This window comes from Streptomyces sp. NPDC050147, from assembly GCF_040660195.1.
GTDB lineage: Bacteria > Actinomycetota > Actinomycetes > Streptomycetales > Streptomycetaceae > Streptomyces.
Window position 1 is genome coordinate 481,331 of sequence record NZ_JBFALJ010000001.1, and the last position, 9,318, is coordinate 490,648.

Consider the following 9,318-nt stretch of genomic DNA (forward strand, 5'->3'; position numbering starts at 1 on the left):
CGCGAGGACATCCCCACACGGCCCCCACTCCCGCCACCACCCGCACCACCACCGCCGTGGACAGCCACCGAGCAAACCCGACACCGGCAGACCCTCCTCGAAGCGCTCCACAGATGGCACTGGGAGGACGACGACAGCCTCAGCAGCACCAGACGGCACCAACGCCTCACACGACGCGGAGAAACCAGCCAGACGGACACACACGCCGCCTGAGCCCGGCATCCGGTTCCGCCCGCACTCGCGCACACACGAACCCAACGGAGATCACCATGACCGACCGCCCGTACACCGACGACGACCTCCGCACCGAAGCCGCCCGCCAGCACGCCACGCTCACCGAGGACCCCGACTATGTGGGCGTTGGCGAGCAGATGGACGGCACCGAGGTCACCCCTGATGGGGGCGTGACCTGGGATGACTTCAGCCTCGCCACCTACGACACCGCGCAGCGCGCCATCCATGACCTGATCAGCGGCGCGGCCGACGTGTCCGCGTGGGCCATCAACCTCGGCGCCGATGGCCTGGAGCCCTCCGAGGACACCCTGTCGATCGAGGGCGACGAGAAGCCCATCGTGCGCGTGCACTTCGCCTTCGCCACCGACATGCCCGCTGACGTACGCGAGTCCTTCGTGACGGGCGTGAGTGGAGCTATCGCCACCCATCTCTGACCGCAGCGTCGGCCGCCGCGGCCCGAACCTGCGGCGGCCGACCCGGCCAGTCCACCACGACCACCCCGGAGACGACCATGACCATCGACCCGACCAACGTGCTCGCCGACTCCGAGCGGCAATTCCTCACCTTCGCCCTCGACCTCGCCGCCGACCAGATGGCCTCGCGCGGTGACGAGTTCGACGAGGACGACGAGGCCGCGTTGGCGAAGTTCCGCCGCATGGCCGACGAGGCGCAGCAGCCGTGACCCTCGTCGTCGCCTACGTCGTCCTCGTCATGGCCATCACCGGCCTCCCCCTCGCCCACTGGACACAACTCCCGCCCTGGAAACCCTGGAGGTCCCGTTGACCACCCTCCCGTGCCTCTCCTGCCGTCGTCCCCGTCGCACTGGGCAATACCTCTGCCGTGCCTGCTGGTTCAAGATCCCCGGCCCCTCCCGCAGTGCTCTGAACCTGCGCGACAGCCGTGCCATGGCCCGGCTGCGCGAGCTGCACACCCAGCTCACCGCCGGTGTGCCGCTCACCGAAATCCAGGTGACCCCGTGAGGCGCTGTACGCGCGGGCACTTCATCCCTGCCAACACCCCGACGCACATCTGCCGCTGCACGCTCACGCCCCGCCGCCAGCGCTACCGCAGCCACGAGCTGGGCTCCGACCTCTGGGGCCAAGGTCTCACCGCCCGCAGGAAGGTCATCCGCACCATCTCGCTCACCGGGAGCTTCCTATGAGCCGCTTCGCCCGCACCCTCTGCAGCCTCCAAGGCGGCGCCTTCCTCTGGCTGGCCTACTGCGCCGTGCAGTCCGCCCGCAACGGCGCCACGTGGGAAGTATGGCTGTTCGCCGCGGCCTCGCTCCTGCCTGTGATCGCCATGTTCCGCGAGTACGAGCTGGCCGACGAGCGCCGTGCCGTCGCGGTCCGCGCCGAGCGCCTGGCCCGCCTCCGTGTCCACGCCGAGGAGATCAACACCGCGTGCTGCGAGCGGTGGTGGACGTCGCTCGCCACCGACCACGACCCGACCTGTCCGAACCAGACCCGCAGGAGCGCAGCGTGAGCGGGCCCAGAAAGACCGCCGACACCATCACCGACGACGACCTCGACGCCCTGTACGCCCGGTTGGAGACCGAGGCGAAGGCCAGCCGCCGACTCCTCGCGCAACGGCAGGAGATGGCCGAGGAGCGGTACGCGTGGCAGCAGCGCGGAGACAGGGCCGAGGCCGTCATCGAGCGGGTTCGCGTTCTCGCCGCCTCGTGGCAGGACGCCATGAGGTCCGGCGAGCCGCACCCAGCCGCGACCGCTCTCCTCGCCACCCTCGACGAGCAGCCCGGCCCGGCAGCGACCGAAGCGACCGAGCCTGAAGGCGCACCGTGCAGTGCCGTACCCAGCTGCGATGGCGAGTGCTGCCAGCCCGTGGGGTTCGCGGCGATCGACGCGGTCATCCGCCTCGAAGGCCCCAAGATCACCGTCGCAGACGACGAGATCACCATCGAAGGACTCCGCATCGAGAAGCCCGCACGCCTCACCGTGCACGCAGGGCGGCGCCGCCTCACCTTGATGCACAACGCGTTCTACGACTTCAGCGCGATCAACGCGTGCCGCGACGAGACGTGTACGTGCCACACAGCCAGCGAGCCCGAGAAGACCACCCGCGTCATCGCCCTGTACGAGCAGTGGGTCAAAGCCGGGGGGCCGCCGCTCGGCGTCTCGATGTCCCGCTGGTGGGATGCCCGGCTCGTCGAGCTGCACGAAGCGATCCTCCCGCCCACCGGCCAGACCAAGGCACAGCCGTGAAGCCCACCCGCGTCGAGCTCCTCGACGACAACGGCGAGTGGCAGCCCCTCCACGGCATCACGAACATCGTGATCTACGACGAGCCGGAGCACGCCCGCGCCCTCGCCGACCGCATCCGCGAAGTCCAGAACGCCATGACCGACCTCATGCACGCCTACGCGGAGGCGATCCGGCCGGTCATGGAAGAGCTCGGCCGCGCATTCCAGACGATGCGCGAGGCGGGGCTCGTCGAGGACGACGGCAAACCCGCCCGCCGCCCGGACCGGCCTGCCTGGCAATCGCCGTACGGACCCCCGACAAGGAGGCACTGACCATGGACCCGTTCGCCCCGCTCGGCCGCGACGTCCGGCTCCGCGGCCGGAAATGCGGCCACTCACCCGGCGATGTCCCAGCCACCGACTGCCAGGCCGACGCCACATGGCACATCGCATGGGACGCCGCTCTGGAGAACGGACTCGCCTGCGACGCGCACATGGACGAGGCCCGCGCCCGGTACGTGTTCGTCGACTCCCATCGCATCGGCCCGGACTGTCAGATGCCCGGAGCCTTCTGGGACTTCGACAACAAGCGATGCGGCTACCCCGATGAGCCGATCACCGAGGCCGCCACAGCCGAACGGCTCGCTACCGCCTGAGCATGACGAAGGGGCGCCCTCACAGTCTCCCCAGACCAGGACGCCCCAACAGGTGTTGATCACGATACGCCCCACCGAGCACACGGAGCGCACCATGACCACCACCGCCACCCACCTCCGCACCATCGCCCTGCACTGGGCAGACCTGCACCAGGCCGCCGGCCAACCCGTCCAGCACGGCGCATTCGGCCTCGGCCTCCGCGGCTACCTCGCCGCCCTCGACCAGGCCGACGCCGACCAGCTGGAGTACGACCGCCACCAGGCCGCCCACCTCCGCTCGCTGGAACGTTCCTCCGACCAGCTCGGCGAGCGCCCTGCCCCGGTCCGCCTCCACATCCTCGACACCATGCGCACCATCGAGGCCGCCCTCCACGACACCGCCGACCAGATCGCCAGCAGCACCCAGCGCCCGCCCATGCACCCCGCCCCGGCCACTTGGCCAGCCGCCGACCGCGAGCGCCGCAACCGCCTCGCTCGCGCCGACGCGATAGACCCACGCCGTTGGAGGTGGACCGGCCGACGCCGCCCCGCCCCGTACACGGCCCTATGGCTGTTGGCCCGGATCGAGGACCGACCGGGCCCGTTCCAGCGGCTGACCGTGCTTCAGCGGGAACTGATCGGGACCGCCGCGGCCGGCGCGGCCGAGCGTGTGGAGCGGGCCCTCGACATCGCCGCGCAGCGCCGCACCCTCGAACGGGCCTGCGTGAAGTGCGGCGGGAAGATCGACATACACGGCGGGGAAGGACGGGTCCCCCTCGCCCACTGCACCGGGTGCGGGCAGATCTGGAGCGAGGGCGGAGTGATCGCGGCATGACGCTGGCCTGGCTCCGTATCCGCTACGCAGTCCGCTGGATGCTCGGTATCCGCGATATGCGGCAGGGCTCTTTGAAGCGGCGCATCAAGGAACTGAAGGCGAGGTGATGGCGGCATGGCCGAGGCTGAGCTGCAAAAGCTCGCAGACAGTTTGCGCAGATCGCTGCTGCGGAGGTTCCCGGAGCTGGCGGCGGAGATGCGCCGTCAGCGTCGCGGCATGAGGAGCCCGAGCCGGATCATGCTGAGCGGCGGAAACCTCCGCGACGAGGACTAGACAGCACGCGGCCCGCCGTCCCCAGCTGGGTGCGGCGGGCCGTCGAGGGTGGCCCCCTGGTCCTGCACGATCAGCGAGGACGTCGACCTACTCCAGCACACCGAGCTCGGTGTCGGGTCGGCAGTGCGGGCACGGCTCGATCTGGTCAGTCGTGAGCCCGCGCCACGCCTGCTCGCGCGTGACGCCCTTCGACCGCTTGCCCGCCATGTGGCAGCCGCCGACGTGGACGTACACCGCGGCGCGTCCGTCGAGGCCCTGCTCTATCTGCCAGTCCGGGGCCGGCGGTCGGGCCTGCTCTCCGCGGCGGCGTTCGGCCTCGCGGCGCTCGGCCTCGGCGATCCACCGCTCGACCTGGCCGAGCTGGTGGCGGAGGAAGGCCTCGACGATGCGGAGCTTCTCCAGTCGGGACGGCGCAGGCTGATCGGACATACGTTCGAGTCTAGTCGGGTGGCGGTCTACCGTCGCGATCGCACCCGCGAGAGGATCGCCCCATGGCAGATGTCGAGATCACCATTCACGGAGCGATCACCTACGGCGTCGACTACGCCACCGTGAACTGCCCAACCTGCCGCGCCACCCACTCGCACCAGATCCGCGGTGACCTCGGCGACGACACCGTCCCCGTGACGCTCACCTGCCTGAACGGGCACGACGTCCCCTTGCCGGACGCGTCCGAGCTCGACCCGCGGGAACTCCTGTTCACCGTCGCCATGCGCGCCGAGTAGCTGCGCCCGCTACTCGACCGGGCCCCCATCGGCATGCCGTACGGCCTTCTTCGCGGCCATCTCGACCTCGTGGCGCGGCTGGCCAGCCCCGGCTTCAGCGGACCATTGTGCCCGTAGGACAGCACGCGCGGGACACGGCACCGCCCGACGGCTTCAGAGCACCCGCCACGCATCCTTGTTGATGCCCAGGTCTTCTCGGGCTCGCTCGTGGTACGTGTTCAGGCGCATGTGGAGGTTGCCGACGATAGGTAGGGGTTCGTGGGTACGCGCCTTCTTCACCATGTCCCACAGGACCACGTTGACCTCATGGGCCGCCTCTATAGCAGGAGGATCTGCCAGCAGCAGCAGCGCTTCGAAGAGCGCCGAGCGCCGGAGCTCGGCTTCTTCCATCGCGGCTATGGACTCCTTGTGGGCGTCTGAGCCTTCCTCCGCCATCCGAGAGTGTTTCGAGGCGTCAGCTACTTCCTTCACGCATGCGGCGTACTCGACGTACGTGTTGAGCTTTCGCTCGTCCCAACGGGTTGCCATCGTGCGTCGGTGCCTAGAACGTTCGGCCATGGTGACGGACAGGTACGACGTCAGGGCACCGACCAGTACGCCGGCCAGCGTCACTATCTGAGTGATCATGGTCGCGACCGTACCGTCAGGGACACATCAGGCGGACTGGGCATCTGCGGCGCCGTGCCTCCTCCGCGACGGCCACACTCCGCCCGTGAGGAAGGTCGCAGTGACTCCCCGAGCTGCTCGCCGTACCACTGCACGAGATCATCCACCGCTACGCCTCCGGATCGCTCTTCTTCGGTCGCTTCGTGCCGCGCATCCCCTTCGCGATCTGCTGCGCCCGCGTGAAGTGCACCCCGAGCAGATCGCCGATCTCCTGCCACGTCTTCCCGGCCTCCCGCAGCCGCTGCACCCGCTGCTGCCGCAGCTCCCGCAGGCGTGCGTGATGGTCCGGCCAGGTGTCGAGCACCTGCGTAACCGCCTTGGCACACGCCTCGTCGTCCTGCATTCGCTCCAGGCGCTCGATGGCTTCCAAGAGTCGACGCACCTCCTCGACCTGCTCGTCCACTGACGCTCCCTCCGTGCCGTGGAGCGCGACCACGCCGACTTTAGACCCTAGGGTCTTGCACGGGCTAGACCCTAGGGTCTAACGTGCTGAGCCGTGGAGACCGCACCCGGTTTCCCTGCAACGCACAAGGCCCCGGTCCGGCGGTAGCACGCCATATGGGCCGGGGCCGCCCACCCTGACTCTCGCGAAAGGGCAGGCAATGCCCGAGCTTATCGATCGTCACCAAGCGGATGAAGCCCTTCACCAGGCGCTGACCCGGCCGACCCTCGCCGAACAGCTCTTGCTCGCCGTGGCTGGCCACCTCGCCGCTCACGCCCCCACCGACCAGCTGACCGGCATCGACTGGTCCCGCGCCCTGTGTGCCAGCACGATCAGCACGCTGCGCGGCGTGCCCGAGGCCGTCGCCAATCGCGCCGCCGCCACCGCTGTCCTCTCGCTGCCGCCCATGGATGAGGGCATCACGCGGGGCGAGTACGCGCTCCGCCTCCACGCCGCCGCGAAGGGCCTGTAATGAGCGAGCCCACCGGCAACCCGCTCGTCGACGAGCCCGCCACCCCCGAGGCCTGCGCCGCCGACTACGCGGACCGCGACCAGAGCGGCGAAGCCGACACGCAGTTCGGCTTGGTGTACGGCGCCGCGCAGGACGGGCAGCACGGCACGAGCGGCGGACGCTCGTGAGGCGCCTCGCCCGCATGGTGACCGCGGTCCTGCTGACACTCAGCGGGCCCGCGGTCGCCGCCGCCGTCGCCTACGACCGGTTCAACCAGGAGTGGTGGACAGGCACCGACGCCGCCGCAGCAGCACCAGCGCACCCTGTGCCTGAGGCCGTGCCCGCCCCTTCCCCGCAGGGCGCACCCGAGCCCCCGCACCCGAGCCCCCGCGCGCGAGCCGTCATCCCTGGCCCGCAGGCAGCTGCGTCACCACGACCGCCGACCGCACCCCATGCACGACCGGGGCGCTGCGCGTCGCCGCCTCACTCCACACCCGCACCGGCGACTGCCACGACGTACCCGAGACCACGCACGTCCGCACCGCCGGCGCCTACACGCTCTGCCTCGCCGCCCTCTGACCCACGGTCACGGAGGAACCTCCCGTGAAGACCCGCCCCATCCAGCGCACTCGCCTCGTACCGCACACCGTGAACGGCAAGACCGAGATGGTCCTCGACCGGTACGAAGTCGAGGTACCCGTACCGCCCCGCGACTGGGACCGCCTCATCCTGAACGCGGTCACCGCGGCGGCCGGACTCCTCGTCGCCGTCGCGGTCGTCTGGTCCACCGCCTCCATCGGCGATCTCCTCGCCCGCGTCACCATCGCGCCCGCTGCGTACGCCGCCGCGGTCGCCTTCGACCTTGCGTGGATCCTGTGCATGGCCGTCGAGTGGCTCGCCCGCTACGACCCGAAGCGCGCCAAGCTGCCCCGCAACATGGGGCACGGGGCACTCGCCGTGGCGATGATCGCGGTCGGCGCGCACGGCTGGCTCGCCGGACAAGAAGCAATCGGGATCATCGGCGCCGTGGTCTCCGGCATCGTCAAGGCGCTGTGGACCATCGTCCTGCGCCACCACGCCAAGCCGCTGGATGACAAGACCCAGCAGTGGGTCGACAAGCAGCGCGCGGAGGCCGGCGGTGAGCTCGCCATGGTCGCGATCAACCGTGAACTGACCCGTGCGCGCGGCCTGGTGGACGCCGAGGAGAACGCCCTCCGGATGTTCCCGGATGAGGCTCCGGAGCCTCCGGAGGACGAGGAGGAGTCCCCGGAGGGGATCCCGGCACTGCCCATGTCCGGCCCGATGACCATCGCGGATGCCGTCCGGATGGCTGTCTCCTGCGGCGTCATCGCTCCGGATGCGGTCCTCCGCTATGTCCGGCAGGTCGCAGACGCCAACGCCAAGGAGTCGTCCGTCGAGCGCACCCTCCGCGAAGTCCGGAAGGGCGCGTGATGATCCTCGCCCTGATCGTCTTCCCGATGCTCGCGATCCTCGCCGCCCTCGGACTGATCGCCCTCGCACCCCAGCGCGACCACGCCCGCTACGTCCTGCCCGCGGTGCGCACCATCGCCATCGTCACCGTCTCCGTGGTCGCCGTGGCCGCGCTCTTCACCCTCTGAGGACCCCGTGGACAACGCGATCCTGACGCAGCCCATCGTCACCCTCGGCTGCCCCACCCTCGGCACGATCATCGTCGCCCTCACCATCCAACGCTGGTGGAAAAAGAGCGGCGGCGGGGGCAAGAAAGGCGACGACGGCGGGGGAGGCCGCTCCTGGACCACACTCCTGCCCTTCGTACTGTCCCTCTGCTACGGCATGATCGCCGTTCTCGCCTCCCCAGGCCTGAGCGCAATGGGCATCATCACCCGCCTCGGCCTGTGGGGAGGCAACGGCATCGGCTACGCCTACCTCGTCTACGGCATCGGCGGCGACTCCCCCACCGTCACCCGCCCCAACGCGATGATCCTCACGGCAGGCGGATACGCGGTCTTCGCCATCTGGACCGCCCTCGTCATCGGCTCCCACCTGTGGGGCAAGCGGCTACCGCGCCTCCAGAACATCGCTGGCGTGCTCGCCGGAATCTTCCTCGGCATGGCCGCAGGCATCGCCGGAACCATGGCCGTGCCCCTCGCCAGCGCCGTCAACCTGCTCGGCGGCTGGTACTCGGGAGGCGTCCAGTGATCGCACTACAGACCGCTGACCACATCGTCCACGGAACCCGCCGCATCCTGCGCGGTGTTGGCCCGCTCTGTTGGCCGGGGGAGTGGCGCGAGGCGCTGGCACGCTGGGTGATCCTCGGTCTCCTGCTCTCCGTCGCGGTGTCCGCGCTGGCGCTTCACCGCTGGCTGATGTGGGTGGCGCTCGCCCTCGGGTTGCTCATCACGCATCAGGCCGGGCGTGCCGAGGCCGCCGACGAGGAGACCGAGCCGTACGACGAGGCCGAGCCCGACTGGCATGACGTCGTCGCAGCCCTTGAGGAGCTCGCCGGGGCCGACCGCAGCAGCGTGCTCCTGACCGCGCTGCGGGACGAGCTGGAGGTGCCCGACACGAAGGCCGTAAAGCTGCTCCTCGACGAGGCCCGCGTGCCGTGGCGTCCAGGTGTGCGCACACGGGCGGGCAACGGGCCCGGCGTCCACCGCAACGACCTTCCGTCCCCCTCCCCCACCTCAGAAGGGGCCCCTGTTGGCGTTGTTGGCCCAGGTCAGGACGCCAACACCAACACCAACAACGCGCTTCGGGTGGATCGCCAAGAGGGGTTCACGATCATCCACGATCCAGCCGACGCGCACCGTCGCCACAAGACCGGCGACCACTAAACCCCGGGGCGGCCCCCGCCTGGCAGCTGACGGCCGCCCCG

General features: G+C 70.0%; 20 protein-coding genes. 17 read left to right on the forward strand and 3 right to left on the reverse strand.

All coding sequences use genetic code 11. The annotated features are described in order from the left end of the window. Positions 1-269 precede the first annotated feature (269 nt). From AB0I94_RS02235 to AB0I94_RS02280, 10 genes are all read left to right on the forward strand, one after another. The gene (locus tag AB0I94_RS02235) at positions 270-668 is read left to right on the forward strand and encodes a hypothetical protein (RefSeq protein ID WP_363307458.1); all 399 of its coding nucleotides are present in this window, start codon (positions 270-272) and stop codon (positions 666-668) included. A 77-nt stretch (positions 669-745) separates the two neighbouring features. After that, positions 746-916, forward strand: coding sequence for a hypothetical protein (locus tag AB0I94_RS02240; protein ID WP_363307459.1), 171 nt, complete (start codon positions 746-748; stop codon positions 914-916). A gap of 97 nt (positions 917-1,013) precedes the next feature. After that, on the forward strand, positions 1,014-1,214 hold the full coding sequence (locus AB0I94_RS02245) for a hypothetical protein (RefSeq protein ID WP_363307460.1): 201 nt from the start codon (positions 1,014-1,016) through the stop codon (positions 1,212-1,214). Beyond that, positions 1,211-1,396 carry a hypothetical protein gene (locus AB0I94_RS02250; protein ID WP_363307461.1) on the forward strand — a complete coding sequence of 62 codons (186 nt, stop codon included), beginning with the start codon at positions 1,211-1,213 and terminating at the stop codon, positions 1,394-1,396. Before AB0I94_RS02245 ends, AB0I94_RS02250 begins: the two co-directional genes overlap by 4 nt. After that, positions 1,393-1,719 (forward strand): hypothetical protein, encoded by a 327-nt coding sequence (locus AB0I94_RS02255; RefSeq protein WP_363307462.1) that lies wholly within the window; start codon positions 1,393-1,395, stop codon positions 1,717-1,719. The genes AB0I94_RS02250 and AB0I94_RS02255 overlap by 4 nt, the downstream gene beginning before the upstream one ends. Next, positions 1,716-2,456 (forward strand): hypothetical protein, encoded by a 741-nt coding sequence (locus AB0I94_RS02260; RefSeq protein WP_363307463.1) that lies wholly within the window; start codon positions 1,716-1,718, stop codon positions 2,454-2,456. The genes AB0I94_RS02255 and AB0I94_RS02260 overlap by 4 nt, the downstream gene beginning before the upstream one ends. Beyond that, positions 2,453-2,767 (forward strand): hypothetical protein, encoded by a 315-nt coding sequence (locus AB0I94_RS02265; protein WP_363307464.1) that lies wholly within the window; start codon positions 2,453-2,455, stop codon positions 2,765-2,767. Before AB0I94_RS02260 ends, AB0I94_RS02265 begins: the two co-directional genes overlap by 4 nt. Before the next feature lie 2 nt (positions 2,768-2,769). Then, positions 2,770-3,090, forward strand: coding sequence for a hypothetical protein (locus AB0I94_RS02270; protein ID WP_363307465.1), 321 nt, complete (start codon positions 2,770-2,772; stop codon positions 3,088-3,090). Between the two features lie 94 nt (positions 3,091-3,184). Then, positions 3,185-3,904, forward strand: coding sequence for a hypothetical protein (locus AB0I94_RS02275; RefSeq protein ID WP_363307466.1), 720 nt, complete (start codon positions 3,185-3,187; stop codon positions 3,902-3,904). A gap of 114 nt (positions 3,905-4,018) precedes the next feature. Next, positions 4,019-4,177 (forward strand): hypothetical protein, encoded by a 159-nt coding sequence (locus tag AB0I94_RS02280; RefSeq protein ID WP_363307467.1) that lies wholly within the window; start codon positions 4,019-4,021, stop codon positions 4,175-4,177. 87 nt (positions 4,178-4,264) lie between these two features. Here AB0I94_RS02280 and AB0I94_RS02285 read toward each other — a convergent pair whose 3' ends face one another. Continuing rightward, positions 4,265-4,606, reverse strand: coding sequence for a DUF6233 domain-containing protein (locus AB0I94_RS02285; protein ID WP_363307468.1), 342 nt, complete (start codon positions 4,604-4,606; stop codon positions 4,265-4,267). Between the two features lie 62 nt (positions 4,607-4,668). Here AB0I94_RS02285 and AB0I94_RS02290 point away from each other — a divergent pair, with 62 nt between their 5' ends. Then, the gene (locus AB0I94_RS02290; protein WP_363307469.1) at positions 4,669-4,902 is read left to right on the forward strand and encodes a hypothetical protein; all 234 of its coding nucleotides are present in this window, start codon (positions 4,669-4,671) and stop codon (positions 4,900-4,902) included. A gap of 153 nt (positions 4,903-5,055) precedes the next feature. On the opposite strand, the gene AB0I94_RS02295 is transcribed toward AB0I94_RS02290, so the two are convergent. Continuing rightward, positions 5,056-5,529, reverse strand: a complete 474-nt coding sequence (locus AB0I94_RS02295) for a hypothetical protein (RefSeq protein WP_363307470.1) — start codon at positions 5,527-5,529, stop codon at positions 5,056-5,058. Positions 5,530-5,677: 148 nt separating this feature from the next. Beyond that, on the reverse strand, positions 5,678-5,971 hold the full coding sequence (locus tag AB0I94_RS02300; RefSeq protein ID WP_363307471.1) for a hypothetical protein: 294 nt from the start codon (positions 5,969-5,971) through the stop codon (positions 5,678-5,680). Positions 5,972-6,170: 199 nt separating this feature from the next. Between AB0I94_RS02300 and AB0I94_RS02305 the strand changes: the two genes are divergently transcribed. The 6 genes from AB0I94_RS02305 to AB0I94_RS02330 all read left to right on the forward strand — a co-directional run bounded on the left by AB0I94_RS02305 (position 6,171) and on the right by AB0I94_RS02330 (position 9,277). Further along, positions 6,171-6,482: a hypothetical protein gene (locus AB0I94_RS02305; RefSeq protein ID WP_363307472.1), complete on the forward strand. Its 312-nt coding sequence runs from the start codon at positions 6,171-6,173 to the stop codon at positions 6,480-6,482. Then, positions 6,482-6,649, forward strand: a complete 168-nt coding sequence (locus AB0I94_RS02310) for a hypothetical protein (protein ID WP_363307473.1) — start codon at positions 6,482-6,484, stop codon at positions 6,647-6,649. The genes AB0I94_RS02305 and AB0I94_RS02310 overlap by 1 nt, the downstream gene beginning before the upstream one ends. A 415-nt stretch (positions 6,650-7,064) precedes the next feature. Next, positions 7,065-7,913, forward strand: coding sequence for a protein transporter Sec31 (locus AB0I94_RS02315; protein WP_363307474.1), 849 nt, complete (start codon positions 7,065-7,067; stop codon positions 7,911-7,913). Continuing rightward, positions 7,913-8,080 carry a hypothetical protein gene (locus tag AB0I94_RS02320; protein WP_363307475.1) on the forward strand — a complete coding sequence of 56 codons (168 nt, stop codon included), beginning with the start codon at positions 7,913-7,915 and terminating at the stop codon, positions 8,078-8,080. The genes AB0I94_RS02315 and AB0I94_RS02320 overlap by 1 nt, the downstream gene beginning before the upstream one ends. A gap of 7 nt (positions 8,081-8,087) precedes the next feature. Next, entirely contained in the window at positions 8,088-8,642 is a 555-nt protein-coding gene (locus AB0I94_RS02325) for a hypothetical protein (protein WP_363307476.1), read from the forward strand. Continuing rightward, positions 8,639-9,277 carry a hypothetical protein gene (locus AB0I94_RS02330; RefSeq protein ID WP_363307477.1) on the forward strand — a complete coding sequence of 213 codons (639 nt, stop codon included), beginning with the start codon at positions 8,639-8,641 and terminating at the stop codon, positions 9,275-9,277. Before AB0I94_RS02325 ends, AB0I94_RS02330 begins: the two co-directional genes overlap by 4 nt. Positions 9,278-9,318 lie beyond the last annotated feature (41 nt).

Coding starts and splice junctions, on each gene's coding strand:
- AB0I94_RS02240 (WP_363307459.1), top strand. CDS start 746: ATGACCATCGACCCGACCAACGTGCTCGCCGACTCCGAGCGGCAATTC.
- AB0I94_RS02270 (WP_363307465.1), top strand. CDS start 2,770: ATGGACCCGTTCGCCCCGCTCGGCCGCGACGTCCGGCTCCGCGGCCGG.
- AB0I94_RS02310 (WP_363307473.1), top strand. CDS start 6,482: ATGAGCGAGCCCACCGGCAACCCGCTCGTCGACGAGCCCGCCACCCCC.
- AB0I94_RS02285 (WP_363307468.1), bottom strand. CDS start 4,606: ATGTCCGATCAGCCTGCGCCGTCCCGACTGGAGAAGCTCCGCATCGTC.
- AB0I94_RS02295 (WP_363307470.1), bottom strand. CDS start 5,529: ATGATCACTCAGATAGTGACGCTGGCCGGCGTACTGGTCGGTGCCCTG.
- AB0I94_RS02290 (WP_363307469.1), top strand. CDS start 4,669: ATGGCAGATGTCGAGATCACCATTCACGGAGCGATCACCTACGGCGTC.
- AB0I94_RS02255 (WP_363307462.1), top strand. CDS start 1,393: ATGAGCCGCTTCGCCCGCACCCTCTGCAGCCTCCAAGGCGGCGCCTTC.
- AB0I94_RS02280 (WP_363307467.1), top strand. CDS start 4,019: ATGGCCGAGGCTGAGCTGCAAAAGCTCGCAGACAGTTTGCGCAGATCG.
- AB0I94_RS02305 (WP_363307472.1), top strand. CDS start 6,171: ATGCCCGAGCTTATCGATCGTCACCAAGCGGATGAAGCCCTTCACCAG.
- AB0I94_RS02320 (WP_363307475.1), top strand. CDS start 7,913: ATGATCCTCGCCCTGATCGTCTTCCCGATGCTCGCGATCCTCGCCGCC.
- AB0I94_RS02275 (WP_363307466.1), top strand. CDS start 3,185: ATGACCACCACCGCCACCCACCTCCGCACCATCGCCCTGCACTGGGCA.
- AB0I94_RS02235 (WP_363307458.1), top strand. CDS start 270: ATGACCGACCGCCCGTACACCGACGACGACCTCCGCACCGAAGCCGCC.